Here is a 16,704-nt window from a genome sequence, read left to right on the forward strand (position 1 = left end):
GCCCAGGACGGCCTGGCCGGGCTGCTCGCCGACACCGGCGCCTACGAGACCTTCGACCCCGAGGCCGCCGCCGCCCGCGGCATGGCCTTCGAACACCTCGACCAGCTCGCCATGGACCACCTCCTCGGCGCCCGAGGCTGAGCGCACGCGCGCGTACCGGGGCGGCGTCGTGACTGTCGCCCCGGTGGTGCATCGACGGCAGGCGGCGCCCTCGGAGCGTGAGGCGTTCCTTCGCGCACCATCGGTGCCGGAACGGCCGGTTACCGGAACAGAACAGTCCCGGCTCAGACGACCGTTCTCGCCTGCGGTCGTCCCAACTTGCCGTTCAGGGGTCGCGTTACGCGTGGCCGGCGGGAGACCCTGGGCGGTATGGCCATGCCGCCCGCACCACCGCCAGGGCCGCCCGGACCACCGGGCGACCCACCGCCGCCGGGAGGCGGCTTCGGACCGCCCGCCGACGGCTCCGGGTCCGGCGAGGGCCCGACGCGATCATGGCAAGGGAACGGAGACGGCGGACCCGACCCGAGACGGCGGCGTAACCTCCTGATCCTGCTGCTCGCGCTGATCCTGGCGGCCAGTGCGGTGCTCGCCGTCGTACTCATGGCCGCGGGAGGCGACGATTCGCCCGACAAGGACACGCCGGAGAGCAGCCCCACGGCCACTCCGTCGCGGTCCTTCAGCATCCCCACCGAACTCCCGAGCAGGCTGCCGACGGAACTGCCCTCGCTGCCGTCCGGCTTCCCCAGCGAACTGCCGAGCGACCTGGAGTCGCTGCTTCCTTCCCTGTTCGAGGAGACGGGGACGTGACCGTCGACGCGCCGCCGCGCGGGCGGAGAACGGGACGGTCAGGGCTGGTCACCGGTGGTGAGCGCCGCTGAGGCGAGTGCCGTCGCCAGGGGCCTGTTCGGCGCCGGGGACAGCGCCCCCACGGAGGTGCACCGACGGCGCGACGATGGCCCGCTTCTCAAGTGCGACCATGAGTGCGGGGTCGCCGATGGCACAGGAACTCGTCGCCGACCGGATGCGTCTGGCTTCGGCTTGGGACACCATGCAAGGAGACGCGCGCTTCGACGGGGCGGAGTCAGGGGGAGTCAGGGTCGTTTCTCAGGGGTGTCTCAGGGTCGCGGTCGGAACTGCGGCAGGCACGGGCCCGTTTTCCAGGACAGAGAGCGGCAATGGCCGCGAAGGAGGCGACAACATGTCGAAGAACGCCAAGATCGCCGCAGGAGGCGTGGCGGTCGGACTCATCCTGATGATCTGGCTGCCCTGGTGGGCCGCCCTCCTGATAGTCCTGGGGGTTCCGGCTGCCGCGTACTTCACGCTCGACCCCTCCCAGCGGCGCAGGCTGCGCCGTGCGACGCGCAAGGAACTCGGCCGCTGACACCTTCGACGCGCGGCTGCCGGGACACTGCCTCGTCGCGGTCGCATCCGTCCGCAGCGGTGAGGGCCGCCGTTCAGCTGGGACGTACGGCCATCGCGTCGAGCGCCTTGAGGAGTCCCGGCAGTTTCGGCCCTCGGGTCACCGGCAGTACCTCGCCGGGTTCCTCGTCGAGGAGGATGAACGCCATGTCGTCGGTGCGCGCCACCAGTGACCAGCCCGGACCGTCGGCGCGCAGCGTGCGCGCGTCGCCCGTGGCGAACGAGGACCGGACCCGGCCGAGCGGCGGCGGCGTGTCGACGTACGCGTGCGCCTCCGCGAGCACCCGCCGGACACCGCTGTGACCCGGACCCGGGCCCGGACCCAGGCCCGGACCCGGTTCCTCCGCCGTCGCGTCCGAGCCGGCCGGAATCCCCGACGCGTCTTGAGCGTCCGTGGCTTCCGAGGAGCCCGAGGCGTCTTGAGCGTCTGCGGCCCCTGAGGAACCCGAGGAGCCTGAGGAGCCCGAAGAATTCGAAGGGCCAGGTGAGCCCGCAGGGTCGGAAGAGCCCGAAGAGGACGCGGCGATCCGTGTGCCGTCCCCGGACTCCTCGGCGGACCCCGTGGCGTCGTCCGAGACCGCTCCGGGCTGATCCACCTGCTCCCGCCACTGCGTCCACTGCACAGCGATCTCGTCAGCCCCCATCCGGCGCTGCGCGGGACCCCACTCGGTCGTGTCGGGCGGTGACAGTGGGGGCGAGTCCTCCCCTTCGGGATCGTGCGGCGCGGGCACGCCGGGAGCCGCCACGGCGACGGCGAGCGGCCAGCCGGGCAGCGCGGTGACGACCGTCCGCTCGTCCGGCGACAGTTCGTGCTCCATCCCGCAGTCCCAGGCGGCTATGGCCACCGCGACCAGTGACACGTCGTCGATCACGACGGTCCACCGGGCGCCCGCGCCGTCCTGCCCGAGCACCAGGCCGTAGCCGTCCGCCAGCGGGGCGAGGCCGAGAGCCGAGCACGCCTCGGGATAGTCGTCGCCCAGCACGCTCGGGAACTTCGCCGGAGTCAGCAGCACCGCTGTGAGCACGTAGAGCGCGTCGTCCTCGGTGGCGACGGCGTCCTCGTCCGTCCCGGCCATTCCAGCCTCCCCATCGGTTCGACCAACGGCGCGCACCCTAGTGCGACCGGAAGCCGCTTGTCACGACTCCCTGACGCACCCGAGCTGCAGTTTCCCGGCTGGACGGGCCCAAAACGACCACCGCAGGACACACTGCGGCGTCCGTGCGAAGCCGATGCGCGGCCAGCGAACCCACCTCACGCGCCGACAGCGGCCGGAGGCTGCGTTCCTCACGGTGCGGGCAGTCCGAGGAGGGCGCGGGCCACCCTCCGCGGCGACTCGTCGCGTTCCCGTGCCAGCGCCACCACGGCCCGGCACGCCAGCTCGTTCACCCCGAAGGACAGCGCGCCCGGCGACACCCAGCCCGCAGCCTCGTCCATGCCGTCCTGGTCGTCCTCGATGTACGCCGACGCGTAGGCGGCGGCCGCTTCGAAGAGGTTGTGCCCGTGGCTGTCCCGCCCGGTGCGCTCCTCCGCGCTCACCGAGTTGAGGAAACGCCGCCAGACGCTGCGTACCTTGCCGAACATACTGACCACCGTCCCCTAGCACCGTCACCACGGCCACCTAGCGCCGTCACCACGGCGACCGGGTGTGTCCTGCCACTCAACGTAGAGTCGTTGCTTCCAGGACAGAAGGGTGGACGGGACGCCGACGGCGAACGGCCGCACGGCTGGAGGCCGCCGGTGTGCGCCTGGTGACAGTGGCGGGAGGGGGCGGGCTCGATGTCCCGTCCGACGCTCCGGACGACTTCGCCGCGGCGACTGCCGGTCGCTCACTGCCGAGGTTCATCTCTTGCGCGCGTCATCGCCAAGGCTTACCGCGCGCGTCCTGACTGATATTTCCACGCGCGTCCTCTCCGAGATCCTCGCGTACGGAGAGCGCCAGGAAGCGGTCGTCCTCGTCGACGTAGGACGTCATGCGCCAGCCCGAACCCGCCAGCAGCGGCCGGAGATTGGGCTCCGCGCGGAGGTCGTCCGGGGTGAGCCGCCGGCCCTGGCGTGCGGCCAGCGCCGCCCTGCCGATCGGGTGGAACAGCGCCAGCACTCCGCCCGGTCGCACCACGCGCGCCAACTCGACGAGATCGCGCGACGGATCGGGCAGGTGGGCGATGAGCCCCGCGGCGAACACGGCGTCGAGCGACCGCGACCGCAGCGGAAGCCGGGCGACGTCGGTCAGCAGCAACCGGCCGGCCCGGTCCCGCCCCGCCTGCCGTGCGACCCGCAGCATGGCCGGGGTGAGGTCGGCGCCGATCACCACGCCGGACGATCCCACGGCCGCGCGGAGCGGTGTCAGAGCCCGGCCGGTGCCGCAGCCCGCGTCCAGTACACGGTCCCCGGCGCGCAGGCCGAGTTCGGCGACGGCGGCGGCGTAGACGGGACCGTCGTCGGGGAAGCGGCGGTCCCAGTCGGCGGCGCGGGCGGAGAAGAACTCCTGGACGTGTACGTGGCTGTCGCTCATGCCAGGCATGATGGCGCATCGTCGCGACCGACGCCGCAGCGCACACGTTCGAGCCTGACGCGATCGTTCCAGCGCCCGTCCACGACACATACCGGCATCTTCCGCAACGGGGCAGTGCGCACGCCCGCGTGCGGTCTAACGTTCCGGAGCCATGGGACAGCCCACGCCGGTCGTCGCCGGCACTCCTGGGAGGGGTGATCGATGCTTGCCGAGCAGCCCGAGGCCGCGGACGGCGAACCGGCCGTGCTGGCGCTGAAGATACTGGTCGCCGGAGGCTTCGGCGTGGGCAAGACGACGCTCGTGGGCGCCGTCAGCGAGATCCGGCCACTGCGCACAGAAGAACCACTCAGCGAGGCGGGCCACCCGGTGGACGACACCGAAGGCGTCGACCGGAAGGCCGTCACGACCGTCGCCATGGACTTCGGACGGATCACGATCCGCTCCGACCTCTCGCTGTACCTGTTCGGTACACCGGGCCAGGACCGCTACTGGTTCCTCTGGGACGAACTGGCACAGGGAGCCCTCGGCGCGGTCGTCCTCGCCGACACCCGGCGGTTGGCGGACTGCTTCCCCGCGGTGGACTACTGCGAGCACCGGCGCATCCCGTTCGTAGTGGCCGTCAACTGCTTCTCGGGTGCGCAACCGCACGGCGTCGAGGACGTCGCCGACGCCCTCGACCTCGACCGGGGCACGCCCGTCGTGCTGTGCGACGCGCGTGACCGCGACTCGGGAAAGGAGGTGCTCATCAGTCTCGTCGAGTACGCCGGACGGGTCCACACCGCCCGGCTCCTCGACTCCGTGAGCTGACTACCGGCCGCCGTGACGCGGCCGGATCAGTCCGCCACGGCCCTCTGCGCCAGCACCTTGTCCACCGTCACCCGGACGAGCAACTCACCCGGCACGCCGTTGCGGGCCCCAAACTCCTCGGCCCGCTCCTCGCCCATGTACCGGGCACCGATGCGGGCCGCCCAGTGCCGCAGTTCCTCGGTCTCTTCCGAGATCCGGGCGCGGCCCTGGATCACCACGAAGTCGAACGGGGGCCGGTCGTCGTCCACACACAGGGCGATACGGCCGTCACGGAGCAGATTGCGTCCCTTGACGGTGTCCTTGCCGGTGTTGAACACGACCTCGTCCCCGTCGAGCAGGAACCAGACCGGTGCCACATGCGGACTGCCGTCCGCCCGGACGGTGCAGAGCTTCGCGGTACGAGTGCCGTCGGAGACGAACGCCCGCCATTCCTCATCGGTCATCTTCTGTGCCATGGCCTCATCCTGCTTGCCCGAAGCTCCACCGTGGGGAAGGCTGGCGGAGCAGAATCCCTGCCAGGGGAGACACCGCGCACGGGGAGCACAGGGGGAGACGGGAACATGGCGCAGAACCAGGGACTCGGCTGGATGCTGGACGATCTGACCGAGCGCGTCGACCATGTGCGGCACGCGTTGGTGCTGTCCAACGACGGCCTGGTGACGGGGGCCAGTACGGGCCTGCGACGTGAGGACGCGGAGCACCTCGCCGCCGTGTCGTCCGGACTGCACAGTCTGGCCAAGGGCTCGGGCCGTCACTTCGGCGCCGGGCAGGTACGCCAGACCATGGTCGAGTTCGACGAGGCGGTCCTCTTCGTCACCGCGGCCGGCTCCGGCAGTTGCCTGTGCGTCCTGAGCGGCGCGGAAGCAGACATCGGGCAGATCGCCTACGAGATGACCTTGCTGGTGAACCGGGTCGGCGAGCATCTCGACGTCGACGCCCGGTACCCCGAACGGACCTCGGCTCTGGAGTTCTGACCAGGCACTTCTTCCTCCTGCGGGAGCTGTCCGGGAAGTTGTCCACAGGCTCCGACGGGCCGTCGCGGAAGCGGCTACGGTTTTTCTCGGTCAGGCGCACACGGCGCCGTCCGTCGCACGCTCCACGGGGGAGACCAGCATGTCCCACGACATCACCACCCACGAGAATCCGCCCGCGCCGACCCGTCGCGTCGCATCGTCCGACAGCAGCCTCGCGCCCGGCCGGGCGGCGCGTGAACTCGGCCTCAAGCGCAGCGAGTACGACATCGCGGTGGGCCTGGGCCGAATCCGCACCGTGCCGGACTACGGGGGAGGGGGCCGACGCGTCACCCGGGCGGAGATCGAGCGGCTCATCGCCCGGGAGGGGTACCCCGAGTCCCTGCGCCGGAGCGTCAAGGCCGTCGGGACGGCGGAGGGAGCGGCTCTCATGCAGGTGTCCAAGGCCCGTTTCACCCGCCTCGCCCGGCTGGGCCTGCTGGTGCCGGTGAAGGTCTACGTCAACCGCTATCGCGCCGTCGTCTGGCTTTACCTGGCCGAAGAACTACGGCAGTTCGCGTCCGACGAGAAGAACGCCGCTCTCCTGAAGGGCCGCGCCCCTGAGCGGATGCGGGAGGAACTGGCCGACGGTGAGGACCGACGTGCCCGCAATTGGCGCGAAAGGCGCCTGGGTTCCCTGCTCCGCCAGGCCGACGACCCGTGGGCCCGGGCCGCCGCGGCGGCCTCCCTGCTCGACCCGGTCGACCTCTCCGCCGTCGTCCGGGACCCCTACGAGCGCTCCCGCCTCCACCGGTTCCGGCCGGCTCCGGCTCTCCACGGCGCTCCGGGCTCACCCACCGCCGAACTCGCGCAGGAGATCGGGACCGCGACCGCCGCCGACGAGATCGACTGGCTCCGCACGGAGGTGGTACGGCTGGTCGACGCCGCACGAGAACACAGCCCGGCACCGCGCCCCGAGCACCGTGCGGGCACCCGACCGGCACCGCGCCCGGTTCCGTCACCGTCACTCACGCCGGACCCGGTGCCGCGTGCTCTTCTCAGGAGGAGGAACGGCCGCCCGCACGCGTCTTCACCGGCCGCTGTACGCCCGACATGTACGGCACCGTCCCGGGTGTCGGCGCACTCGCCGGCACCGTCCCCCGTGCCGACGCACCTGCTGGCATCGTCCCCCGTGCCGGCGCATCCGACGGCACCGGCACCGGCACCGGCTCCGGTAGCGGCTTCGGTATCGCCGCCACCGTCACCGGCCCTCACGACTGCGTCGGCGCGCCGGCCGCCCCGCTCCGGCGAACGCCCCCGTCCCCGTCGCCTGCTGGGCCGCCTGCGCCGCAGAAGCCGTACGTCAGCCGACTGACGCCCGAGGGCCCGCCAAGGGCGGCTCGCCGCGCAGCGGTTGTGCCGTGGCTGCCGCTCACAGCGCCCGGAACAGCCCCTCCTGGACCACGGAGACCAGGAGACGGCCCTCCGTGTCGTAGATCCGGCCCCGGGCCAGCCCCCGTCCGCCCGTGGCGATCGGCGACTCCTGGTCGTACAGGAACCACTCATCGGCGCGGAACGGACGGTGGAACCACATAGCGTGATCCAGCGAGGCCATGTCGAAGCCCCGAGGGCCCCACAGCGGCTCCACGGGGAGGCGCACGGCGTCCAGCAGGGTCATGTCGCTGGCGTAGGTCAGGGCGCAGGTGTGGACGAGCGGGTCGTCACCGAGCGGCCCGACCGCCCGCATCCACACGGCGCTGCGCGGCTCGGCGCCCTGGACGTCCTCGGCACTCCAACGCAACCGGTCCACGTAACGGATGTCGAACGGCTGCCGCCGCGCCATCCGCTCCAACTGCTCCGGCAGCGCCCCCAGGTGCTCCCGGACCTCGGCGGCGACCGTCGGCAAGGACTCCGGGTCCGGGACCTTACGGGCCGGCGGCAGCTGGTGCTCGAAACTCCCCTGCTCAGGCTTGTGGAAGGAGGCGGTCAGATTGAAGATCGTGCGGCCCTGCTGCACGGCGGTGACCCGGCGGGTCGTGAACGACCGCCCGTCCCGGACCCGTTCGACCTGGTACACGATGGGCACGCCCGGCCGGCCCGGGCGCAGGAAGTACGCGTGCAGCGAGTGCACCGGGCGGTCGCCCTCCGTGGTGCGCCCCGCGGCGACCAGGGCCTGCCCGGCGACCTGGCCGCCGAAGACCCTTTGCAAGGACTCCTGCGGACTGCGGCCGCGGAAGATGTTGACCTCGATCTGCTCCAGGTCAAGCAGGGCGACGAGGCTCTCGGCCGGGTTCGTCATGGGTGGTTCTCTCCTGTGTTCACAGCTGGCCGACGTCGGTGACGCGGACGACCGCCCGGCCTTCCGCGTCGGAGGCCACGAGGTCGACCTCGGCGCTGATGCCCCAGTCGTGATCGCCGTTCGGGTCGTCGAAGATCTGCCGTACCCGCCACAGCCGGTCCTGCGGCTGCTCGTCGATGACCAGCAGCTTCGGGCCGCGGGCGTCCGGACCGGTGCCCAGGTCGTCGTACTCGTCCCAGTACTTGTCCATCGCCTCGCCCCAGGCGTCGGCGTCCCACCCGGCGTCGCCGTCCATCTCACCGAGCTCCCCGACCTGGTCGAGGGCGGCCAGCTCCACCCGGCGGAAGAGGGCGTTGCGGACGAGGACCCGGAAGGCGCGCGCGTTGGTGGTGACCGGGCGGACCTGGTCGGCCTTCTCCTGGGCCTCCTCGGCGGTCATCTCCGCCGGGTTGGCGAGCTGTTCCCACTCGTCCAGCAGGCTGGAGTCGACCTGGCGCACCATCTCACCGAGCCACTCGATCAGGTCCTGGAGGTCGTCGGACTTCAGGTCGTCGGGGACGGTGTGGTCGAGCGTCTTGAAGGCGCCGGCGAGGTAGCGCAGCACGATGCCCTCGGTACGGGCCAGCTCGTAGTGGGAGACCAGCTCGGTGAAGGACATCGCCCGTTCGTACATGTCCCGGATCACCGACTTCGGCGACAGCGGGTGGTCACCGACCCAGGGGTGGCTCCTGCGGTAGGTGTTGTACGCGTGGAAGAGCAGCTCCTCCAGGGGCTTCGGGTACGTGACCTCCTGGAGCCGCTCCATGCGCTCCTCGTACTCGACGCCGTCCGCCTTCATCGCGGCCACCGCCTCGCCGCGCGCCTTGTTCTGCTGGGCGGCCAGGATCTGCCGCGGGTCGTCCAGCGTGGACTCCACCACCGACACCATGTCCAGCGCGTACGAAGGCGACTCGGGATCGAGGAGCTCGAACGCGGCCAGTGCGAACGTGGAGAGGGGCTGGTTGAGGGCGAAGTCCTGCTGGAGGTCGACCGTCAGGCGGACGATGCGGCCCTCGGCGTCCGGGGTCTCCAGCTTCTCGACGATGCCGCCGTCCAGCAGCGAGCGGTAGATGGCGATGGCCCGCCTGATGTGCCGCAGCTGCTGTTTGCGGGGCTCGTGGTTGTCCTCCAGCAGGCGCCGCATCGCCTCGAAGGCGTTGCCCGGCCGCGCGATCACGGACAGCAGCATCGTGTGAGTCACCCGGAAGCGGGACGTCAGCGGCTCCGGCTCGGAGGTGATGAGCTTGTCGAAGGTCTGCTCGCTCCAGGCGACGAAGCCATCGGGTGCCTTCTTGCGGACGACCTTGCGGCGCTTCTTCGGGTCGTCACCCGCCTTGGCCAGCGCCTTCTCGTTCTCGATGACGTGCTCGGGCGCCTGCGCGACGACGAACCCCGCCGTGTCGAAGCCGGCACGTCCGGCCCGGCCCGCGATCTGGTGGAACTCACGGGCGCGCAGAGTCCGCACCCGGCTGCCGTCGTACTTGGTCAGAGCGGTGAACAGCACGGTACGGATCGGCACGTTGACGCCGACGCCGAGCGTGTCCGTGCCGCAGATCACCTTCAGCAGCCCCGCCTGGGCGAGCTTCTCCACCAAGCGGCGGTACTTGGGCAGCATGCCGGCGTGGTGCACGCCGATCCCGTGCCGTACGTAGCGGGAGAGGTTGCGGCCGAACTTCGTGGTGAAGCGGAAGTTGCCGATCAGATCGGCGATCTTCTCCTTCTCCTCCCGGGTGCACATGTTGATGCTCATCAGCGCCTGCGCCCGCTCCACCGCCTGCGCCTGCGTGAAGTGCACGATGTAGACGGGGGCCTGCTTGGCCGCGAGAAGGTCGGTGAGCGTCTCCGTGAGCGGCGTGTAGCGGTACTCGTAGGAGAGCGGCACCGGGCGCGTCGCCGACCGGACCACCGACGTCGGGCGGCCGGTGCGCCGGGTGAGGTCCTTCTCGAAGAAGGAGACGTCACCGAGGGTGGCGGACATGAGGATGAACTGTGCCTGCTCCAGTTCCAGCAGCGGGATCTGCCAGGCCCAGCCGCGGTCCCCCTCCGCGTAGAAGTGGAACTCGTCCATGACGACCTGGCCGATGTCCGCGTCCTTGCCGTCACGCAGCGCGATCGAGGCGAGTACCTCGGCGGTGCAGCAGATCACGGGTGCGTCGGCGTTCACGGAGGCGTCGCCGGTGAGCATGCCGACGTTCTCGGTGCCGAAGAGCTTGCACAGCTCGAAGAACTTCTCCGACACCAGTGCCTTGATCGGCGCCGTGTAGAACGTGACCTCGTCCCGGGCCAGCGCGGCGAAGTGCGCACCCGCCGCGATCATGCTCTTGCCCGAGCCGGTGGGCGTCGAGACGATCACGTTCGCCCCGGAGACCACCTCGATCAGCGCCTCCTCCTGATGGGGGTAGAGGGTGAGACCCCGCTCCTCGGCCCACGACTCGAAGGCTTCGTAGAGGGCGTCGGGGTCGGCGGTCCGCGGCAGTCGATCGATGAGGGTCACGCCACCATCTTGCCTGGCCCCGTCCCCGATGCGGGAATCGGCTGCGGCATCGAAGATCATGAACGCTACGCTGGGACGCCGACGGCATGTCGGCGGACCTGGTCAACTGGACAGCGGCACACGAGGAATGGGGCGGGCAACGGCGATGATGGGACCAGCACACTCACTGTCGGGAGCCGCGGCCTGGCTCGGAGTCGGGGCGGCGACCGCCGCCGCCGGGTACCCGATGCCCTGGCCGGTCCTCCTGACCGGTGCCCTGATCTGTGCCGGCGCCGCGCTCGCACCGGATCTCGACCACAAGGCGGCGACCATCTCACGGGCCTTCGGGCCGGTCTCCCGGGGCCTGTGCGAGATCGTCGACAAGCTGTCGTACGCCGTCTACAAGGCCACCAGGAAGCCTGGCGACCCGCGCCGCTCCGGCGGGCACCGCACCCTCACCCACACCTGGCTGTGGGCGGTTCTGATCGGTGCCGGATCCTCGGCCGTGGCGCTCGTCGGCGACCGCTGGGGCGTGCTGGCGATCCTCTTCATCCACATGGTGCTGGCCATCGAGGGCCTGCTGTGGCGGGCGGCCCGCGGCTCCAGCAGCGACGTCCTGGTGTGGCTACTGGCCGCGACCAGCGCGTGGATCATCGCGGGTGTCCTGGACGAGCCGGGCAACGGTTCGGACTGGCTGTTCACCGGCCCCGGCCAGGAGTACCTGTGGCTGGGACTGCCGATCGTGCTGGGTGCGCTGGTGCACGACATCGGGGACGCGCTGACCGTCTCCGGCTGCCCGATACTCTGGCCCATACCATTGGGCCGCAAGCGCTGGTATCCGATCGGTCCGCCCAAGGCGCTGCGGTTCCGCGCGGGCAGCTGGGTGGAGCTGAAGGTCCTGATGCCGGCGTTCATGGTGCTCGGCGGGGTGGGCTGCGCGGCGGCGCTCAACGTCATCTGACCCGTCACCGTCACGTCCCGGCGGTCCCGCCGCCGGTCAGCTCTCCGCCCGGCGGTGTCGTCGCCGACGGCCGCTCATGCCGGGTTGCCACCGCCCTCAGGGCCGGACCGGCCGCCGCTCTCCGAGTCCGGCCGGGCTCCGCCGCCGTAGCGCCGCTCGAAGCGGGCGACGCGCCCCTCGGTGTCCACCGTCCGCGCCTGCCCGGTGTAGAAGGGGTGGCTCTCCGACGAGATTTCCACGTCCACGACCGGGTAGCTCCGGCCGTCGTCCCACTCGATCGTCCGGTCGCTGGTGGCCGTGGACCGGGTGAGGAAGGCGTATCCGGCGGCGCGGTCCCGGAAGACGACGGGGTGGTAGTCGGGGTGCTTGTCCTGCTGCATGAGTGCTCCTTGCGTTCCTTGTGCGGCGCGGGCGGCGCGCCCGGTGGCGACGCCGGGGGAACAGCGGCCCCGACGGGGCAGCAGGCGCGGGGCCCGGACGGATGCCGGGCGGTCCGTCCGGCGTCAGCGGGGCAGGGTGTCCTCGTCGACGACGTGCATCGCGGCCTCCTCGGCGGAGGCAGCCGCTCCGTCGATGCCCACGTCCACGGCGACCAGTGCGGGCTCCTCGTCCTCGTGCGCCCCCTCGTCGGGGGCCACGAGCCGGCCGGAGCGGGCGGCGCCGACCTCGTCGTCCAGCAGTTCGCCGTCGGTGTCCCCGGAGTCTCCGAGACCGTCACCGTCGGGCACCGCGAGGTCCGGCGTCTCCTCGGCGAGCCGCTGCTCCAGCGTCTCACCCCGCCGTCGCTCGGCGGCCGTCACCCCGCCGTGCTCCACCGCCCAGGGCCGCTCCGGCGGGGACCAGCCGGGGTCGAGGGGATCGTCGACACCGTCGTACTCAAGGGTGTCCTCCGCGTCGAGCAGCCCGGTGTCCTCCCTCTGCTCCGAACCGTCGGGCTGGTAGACGTCGTCTCCCCATCTGTCGGCGCTGTTCACGGAAACCTCCAGAGGCTGGGGACGGGCCCCTACTCGACGCGGCCCACGGCGGGTCGCCGTCGCGCGGAGGCAGGCCGTCGCCCGGCGCCTCGGCGCCTGGGCTCCGGACGTTCTCCGCGCCGGTGCCTCCTCTCACATTTCCACCACGATCCGGGACCGCGCAACGGCAGGGACCCGGGCCGGGGACCCGGCGCGGAGCACGATCACCCCGACGGGACCGTGCCCCGCACCGAGGTCAGCGCCCCGGCGTCCCCCGGATCAGCCGTGCCACGAGCGCCACAGTGCCGCGTACGCGCCGTCCGCGGCGACCAGGTCGTCGTGGCTGCCCAGTTCGCTGATCCGGCCGTCCTCGACCACGGCGATGACGTCCGCGTCGTGGGCGGTGTGCAGCCGGTGGGCGATGGCGACCACCGTGCGGCCGTCGAGCACCCGGGCCAGGGACCGTTCCAGGTGACGGGCCGCCCGGGGGTCGAGCAGCGACGTCGCCTCGTCGAGGACCAGCGTGTGCGGATCGGCCAGCACGAGCCGGGCCAGCGCGATCTGCTGGGCCTGCGCGGGGGTGAGGGAGAAGCCGCCCGAGCCGACCTCGGTGTCCAGGCCCTCGTCGAGCGCGCGGGCCCAGGCGTCCGCGTCCACGGCGCCGAGGGCGGCCCACAGTTCGGCGTCGGTGGCGCCGCTGCGGGCGAGCCGGACGTTGTCGCGCAGGGAACCCACGAAGACGTGGTGCTCCTGGTTGACGAGGGCGACGTGCGAGCGGACGCGTTCGGCGGACATCCGGGACAGTTCGGCACCGCCCAGGGTGATGCGGCCGTCGCGGGGGGCGTAGATACCGGCGAGCAGCCTGCCCAGGGTGGACTTGCCGGCGCCCGAGGGGCCCACCAGGGCCAGCCGGGTGCCGGGGGCGACCTCCAGGGAGACCTTGCGCAGGACGTCCACGCCGTCCACGTAGCCGAAGCGCACCTGGTCGGCGTGGACGTCGCGTCCCTCGGGTGCGTGCGCGGAGTCACCGTTCTCGGGCTCGATCTCGCGCACGCCCACCAGGCGGGCCAGCGACACCTGCGCCACCTGGAGCTCGTCGTACCAGCGCAGGATCAGCCCGACCGGGTCGACCAGCATCTGGCCGATCAGCGCGGCCGTCGTCAGCTGGCCCACCCCGATCCAGCCCTGGAGGACGAACACACCACCGATCATGAGCACGGAGGCCAGGACGGTCACATGGGTGACGTTGACGACGGGGAACAGCACGGACCGCAGCCAGAGCGTGTAGCGCTCCCAGGAGGTCCACTCCTTGATCCGGCGCTCCGACAGTCCGACGCGCCGGTCACCGAGGCGGTGGGCCTCGACGGTCCGCCCGGCGTCCACGGTCTCGGCGAGGGCCGCGGCCACGGAGGCGTATCCGGCGGCTTCCGAACGGTACGCGGAGGGCGCCCGCCGGAAGTACCAGCGGCATCCGATCACCAACAGCGGCACCGCGAGCAGTACGGCCGGGGCCAGCGGCGGTGCCGTGATCACCAGACCGCCGAGCAGCAGCACCACCCAGACCGCACCGATCGCGAGCTGGGGCACGGCCTCGCGCATCGCGTTGCCGAGCCGGTCGATGTCGGTGGTGATCCGGGAGAGCAGGTCGCCGGTGCCGGCCCGTTCCAGGACGCCGGGCGGCAGACCGACGGAGCGGACGAGGAAGTCCTCACGCAGATCGGCGAGCATGCGCTCACCGAGAACCGCGCCGCGCAGCCGGACCTGGCGCACGAAGACGGCCTGGATCACCAGGGCGAGCACGAACAGGGTGGACGTGATGCCGAGGTGGAGCTCGCGGGCGCCGTCGGAGACCCGTTCCACGAGCCCGCCGAGCAGGTAGGGGCCGGCCATGGAGGCGACCACGGCGACGGTGTTGACGGCGACGAGGAGCAGGAACGCGCGGCGGTGGCGGCGCAGCAGCTCCGCCACGTAGCCGCGCACGGTCGCCGCGGAACCGACGGGCAGGGTGTTCGCCGTCGTCGGGGCCGCGGGGTCGTACGCCGGTGGCGCCACGCCGATCATGCCGTCTCCTCGATCTCTTCCAGGTGGTGCAGAACGTCGTCGTCGGCCGGACGGCCCGAACCATCACCGTTCCGGCTGCGCTCTACGGAGGCGGAGGCGGAGGCGGAGGCAGAGGCGGAGGCGGAGGCGGAGCTGGAGGCAGCGGCGGCGTCAGAGTCGGGAGCCCGTAGAACTCCCCGCCCCACGTGCTGTCCGACACCCGAGCCGATCTTCCCGGCACGCTGGCCGGTCTCTCCGTCCCGCACCACGGTCTCTTGGTCCGGCACGCCGCTCTCTCCGTCGCGCGTGACGGTCCCCCCGTCCCGCACGCCGCTCTCTCCGTTCCGCGTGACGGTCCCCCCGTCCCGCACGCCGCTCTCCTCATCCGTCTCACGCGTCACGACCGTCCGGTACCGGGCGTCGCTCCGTACCAGGTCTCGGTGGGCGCCGGTGGCCGCGGCCTTGCCCTCGTGCAGGAACACCACCCGGTCGGCGCGGTCCAGCAGCAGGGGCGAGGAGGTGAACACGACCGTGGTCCGGCCGGCCCGCAGGCTCTTCACGCCTTCCGCGACGCGGGCCTCGGTGTGGGAGTCGACGGCGGAGGTGGGTTCGTCGAGGACGAGGACCTCGGGGTCGGTCACCAGGGACCGGGCCAGGGCGAGCCGCTGGCGCTGGCCGCCGGAGAGCGACCGGCCGCGTTCGGTGATGCGCGCGTCCATCGGGTCGTCGATGTCGACCGATCCCTGGACAAGCGCTTTCAGCACGTCCTCGCACTGTGCGGCGGACAGCGCGTCCGCTGCGTCGACCGCACCGGAGGAGGGCACGTCCAGGAGATCGCGCAGGGAACCGGAGAGCAGTACCGGGTCCTTGTCCTGGACCAGCACCGCCGTGCGCGCGGCGTCCAGCGGCAGCTCGTCGAGCGGCACTCCGCCCAGGGAGACGGGCGTGCCCCGCTCGGAGGGATGGCCGCCGAGACGCTCCGCCAGCCGGCCGGCCGCGTCGGGGTCACCGCAGACCACGGCCGTCAGACGGCCCGCGGGGACGAGCAGACCGGTGTCCGGGTCGTGCAGGTCACCGGAGGGGAGACGGCCGCCGGACGCGGGACGGCCGTCCGCTGTGCGGGAGCCGTCCGTGTCCGTGGCCCGCCGCAGCGACAGCACCCGCGCGGCCCGTTTGGCCGAGGGCCGGGAGAAGGAGTAGGCCATCGCGATCTCTTCGAAGTGCCGCAGTGGATAGGTGAGGATCATGACCGAGCTGTAGACGGTGACCAGTTCGCCGACGCCTATCCGGCCGTCCTGGGCCAGGTGGACGCCGTGCCAGACCACCGCGATCAGCAGCAGACCCGGCAGCAGCACCTGGATGGCGGAGATCAGGGACCACATGCGGGCGCTGCGTACGGCCGCGTGGCGCACTTCCTGGGAGGCGCGGCGGTAGCGGTCGAGGAACAGTTCCTCGCCGCCGATGCCGCGCAGGACGCGCAGTCCGGCGACGGTGTCGGAGGCGAGTTCGGTGGCCCGGCCCGCCTTCTCGCGCTGGGTGTCGGCGCGGCGGGTGGCGCGGGGCAGCAGCGGCAGTACGGCGAGGGCCAGTACCGGCAGGCCGATGATGACGACGACGCCGAGGGACGGCTCGTAGAGGAGGAGTCCGATGCAGACCAGCACGATGGTGAGGGCGGCGGCGGTGAAGCGGGACACCGCCTCCACGAACCAGCCGATCTTCTCGACGTCACCCGTGCTCACGGACACCACTTCACCGGCGGCCACGCGGCGGGTCAGAGCCGACCCGAGCATGGCCGTCTTGCGGGCCAGTAGTTGCTGGACGCGGGCGGCGGCGGTGATCCAGTTGGTGATGGCGGCGCGGTGCAGGAAGGTGTCGCCGAGTGCGTTGCCGGCACAGCACACCGCCAGCAGGGCACCGGCCAGGGCGAGCCGGCCGCCGGAGCGGTCGACGACGGCCTGCACAGCGAGACCCACGCAGAAGGGCAGCGCGGAGACGGAGGCGAAGTGCAGCAGTCCCCAGGCCAGCGACTTGAGCTGTCCGCCCAGCTGGTTCCGGAAGAGCCACCACAGGAATCGGGGGCCCGAGCGTGCGTCCGGCACACCCGGGTCGGGATACGGAAGGTCTTGGATCTGCATGAGGTTCCAGTGGCTCGTGTCAGGTCGGCTCGTGTCAGGTGCGCCGCCCGCGGTTCGACGCTGCGGGCGGAGGGCTGCAAACCGTGACAGGTTCGCGTCGCTGCGTGCTCGAAAT

At 71.7% G+C, this 16,704-nt stretch carries 15 protein-coding genes and 2 pseudogenes; 7 read left to right on the forward strand and 10 right to left on the reverse strand.

The genetic code is table 11. The features are described 5' to 3' along the window. From UW392_RS64525 to UW392_RS64535, 3 genes and pseudogenes are all read left to right on the forward strand, one after another. Positions 1-141: pseudogene (locus tag UW392_RS64525) on the forward strand (xylose isomerase); the annotation flags it as partial. A 441-nt stretch (positions 142-582) separates the two neighbouring features. Next, entirely contained in the window at positions 583-807 is a 225-nt protein-coding gene (locus UW392_RS64530) for a hypothetical protein (protein ID WP_320784806.1), read from the forward strand. 391 nt (positions 808-1,198) lie between these two features. Further along, complete coding sequence (locus UW392_RS64535; RefSeq protein ID WP_320784807.1) at positions 1,199-1,381, forward strand: hypothetical protein; 183 nt, start codon at positions 1,199-1,201, stop codon at positions 1,379-1,381. 73 nt (positions 1,382-1,454) lie between these two features. On the opposite strand, the gene UW392_RS64540 is transcribed toward UW392_RS64535, so the two are convergent. From UW392_RS64540 to UW392_RS64550, 3 genes and pseudogenes are all read right to left on the reverse strand, one after another. Continuing rightward, a complete protein-coding gene (locus tag UW392_RS64540; RefSeq protein ID WP_320784808.1) occupies positions 1,455-2,495 on the reverse strand; it encodes a hypothetical protein in 1,041 nt (346 codons plus the stop codon). 209 nt (positions 2,496-2,704) lie between these two features. Continuing rightward, complete coding sequence (locus UW392_RS64545) at positions 2,705-3,001, reverse strand: hypothetical protein (RefSeq protein ID WP_320784809.1); 297 nt, start codon at positions 2,999-3,001, stop codon at positions 2,705-2,707. A 337-nt stretch (positions 3,002-3,338) separates the two neighbouring features. Continuing rightward, a pseudogene (locus UW392_RS64550) lies at positions 3,339-3,932 on the reverse strand (class I SAM-dependent methyltransferase); the annotation flags it as partial. 201 nt (positions 3,933-4,133) lie between these two features. On the opposite strand from UW392_RS64550, the gene UW392_RS64555 reads away from it, so the two are divergent. Further along, positions 4,134-4,739: a GTP-binding protein gene (locus UW392_RS64555; RefSeq protein WP_320784810.1), complete on the forward strand. Its 606-nt coding sequence runs from the start codon at positions 4,134-4,136 to the stop codon at positions 4,737-4,739. 26 nt (positions 4,740-4,765) lie between these two features. On the opposite strand, the gene UW392_RS64560 is transcribed toward UW392_RS64555, so the two are convergent. After that, a complete protein-coding gene (locus tag UW392_RS64560; protein WP_320784811.1) occupies positions 4,766-5,194 on the reverse strand; it encodes a PPOX class F420-dependent oxidoreductase in 429 nt (142 codons plus the stop codon). A 105-nt stretch (positions 5,195-5,299) separates the two neighbouring features. Here UW392_RS64560 and UW392_RS64565 point away from each other — a divergent pair, with 105 nt between their 5' ends. Together UW392_RS64565 and UW392_RS64570 are read left to right on the forward strand one after the other, a co-directional pair. After that, positions 5,300-5,713: a roadblock/LC7 domain-containing protein gene (locus UW392_RS64565; protein WP_320784812.1), complete on the forward strand. Its 414-nt coding sequence runs from the start codon at positions 5,300-5,302 to the stop codon at positions 5,711-5,713. A 139-nt stretch (positions 5,714-5,852) separates the two neighbouring features. Further along, entirely contained in the window at positions 5,853-7,064 is a 1,212-nt protein-coding gene (locus tag UW392_RS64570; RefSeq protein WP_414497790.1) for a DUF6397 family protein, read from the forward strand. 57 nt (positions 7,065-7,121) lie between these two features. On the opposite strand, the gene UW392_RS64575 is transcribed toward UW392_RS64570, so the two are convergent. Next, a complete protein-coding gene (locus UW392_RS64575; protein ID WP_320784813.1) occupies positions 7,122-7,988 on the reverse strand; it encodes an acyl-CoA thioesterase II in 867 nt (288 codons plus the stop codon). Between the two features lie 19 nt (positions 7,989-8,007). After that, positions 8,008-10,521, reverse strand: a complete 2,514-nt coding sequence (locus UW392_RS64580) for a DEAD/DEAH box helicase (RefSeq protein ID WP_320784814.1) — start codon at positions 10,519-10,521, stop codon at positions 8,008-8,010. A 145-nt stretch (positions 10,522-10,666) separates the two neighbouring features. On the opposite strand from UW392_RS64580, the gene UW392_RS64585 reads away from it, so the two are divergent. Then, positions 10,667-11,461 carry a metal-dependent hydrolase gene (locus UW392_RS64585; protein ID WP_320784815.1) on the forward strand — a complete coding sequence of 265 codons (795 nt, stop codon included), beginning with the start codon at positions 10,667-10,669 and terminating at the stop codon, positions 11,459-11,461. A 74-nt stretch (positions 11,462-11,535) separates the two neighbouring features. Here the strand turns inward: UW392_RS64585 and UW392_RS64590 are convergent, their stop codons facing one another. The 4 genes from UW392_RS64590 to UW392_RS64605 all read right to left on the reverse strand — a co-directional run bounded on the left by UW392_RS64590 (position 11,536) and on the right by UW392_RS64605 (position 16,589). After that, positions 11,536-11,841: a type B 50S ribosomal protein L31 gene (locus tag UW392_RS64590; protein WP_320784816.1), complete on the reverse strand. Its 306-nt coding sequence runs from the start codon at positions 11,839-11,841 to the stop codon at positions 11,536-11,538. Positions 11,842-11,964: 123 nt separating this feature from the next. After that, positions 11,965-12,435: a DUF5709 domain-containing protein gene (locus tag UW392_RS64595; RefSeq protein WP_320784817.1), complete on the reverse strand. Its 471-nt coding sequence runs from the start codon at positions 12,433-12,435 to the stop codon at positions 11,965-11,967. Between the two features lie 258 nt (positions 12,436-12,693). Then, positions 12,694-14,475, reverse strand: coding sequence for an ABC transporter ATP-binding protein (locus UW392_RS64600; protein WP_320784818.1), 1,782 nt, complete (start codon positions 14,473-14,475; stop codon positions 12,694-12,696). After that, the gene (locus UW392_RS64605) at positions 14,472-16,589 is read right to left on the reverse strand and encodes an ABC transporter ATP-binding protein (RefSeq protein ID WP_320784819.1); all 2,118 of its coding nucleotides are present in this window, start codon (positions 16,587-16,589) and stop codon (positions 14,472-14,474) included. Before UW392_RS64605 ends, UW392_RS64600 begins: the two co-directional genes overlap by 4 nt. Positions 16,590-16,704 lie beyond the last annotated feature (115 nt).

The sequence above is a fragment of the Streptomyces sp. CRN 30 genome, from assembly GCF_034105845.1.

Bases quoted from the DNA above. Each gene is read 5' to 3' on its own strand.
- UW392_RS64585 (WP_320784815.1), top strand. From the start codon at position 10,667: ATGATGGGACCAGCACACTCACTGTCGGGAGCCGCGGCCTGGCTCGGA.
- UW392_RS64570 (WP_414497790.1), top strand. From the start codon at position 5,853: ATGTCCCACGACATCACCACCCACGAGAATCCGCCCGCGCCGACCCGT.
- UW392_RS64545 (WP_320784809.1), bottom strand. From the start codon at position 3,001: ATGTTCGGCAAGGTACGCAGCGTCTGGCGGCGTTTCCTCAACTCGGTG.
- UW392_RS64560 (WP_320784811.1), bottom strand. From the start codon at position 5,194: ATGGCACAGAAGATGACCGATGAGGAATGGCGGGCGTTCGTCTCCGAC.
- UW392_RS64565 (WP_320784812.1), top strand. From the start codon at position 5,300: ATGGCGCAGAACCAGGGACTCGGCTGGATGCTGGACGATCTGACCGAG.
- UW392_RS64605 (WP_320784819.1), bottom strand. From the start codon at position 16,589: ATGCAGATCCAAGACCTTCCGTATCCCGACCCGGGTGTGCCGGACGCA.
- UW392_RS64555 (WP_320784810.1), top strand. From the start codon at position 4,134: ATGCTTGCCGAGCAGCCCGAGGCCGCGGACGGCGAACCGGCCGTGCTG.
- UW392_RS64535 (WP_320784807.1), top strand. From the start codon at position 1,199: ATGTCGAAGAACGCCAAGATCGCCGCAGGAGGCGTGGCGGTCGGACTC.
- UW392_RS64590 (WP_320784816.1), bottom strand. From the start codon at position 11,841: ATGCAGCAGGACAAGCACCCCGACTACCACCCCGTCGTCTTCCGGGAC.
- UW392_RS64575 (WP_320784813.1), bottom strand. From the start codon at position 7,988: ATGACGAACCCGGCCGAGAGCCTCGTCGCCCTGCTTGACCTGGAGCAG.
- UW392_RS64600 (WP_320784818.1), bottom strand. From the start codon at position 14,475: ATGATCGGCGTGGCGCCACCGGCGTACGACCCCGCGGCCCCGACGACG.
- UW392_RS64540 (WP_320784808.1), bottom strand. From the start codon at position 2,495: ATGGCCGGGACGGACGAGGACGCCGTCGCCACCGAGGACGACGCGCTC.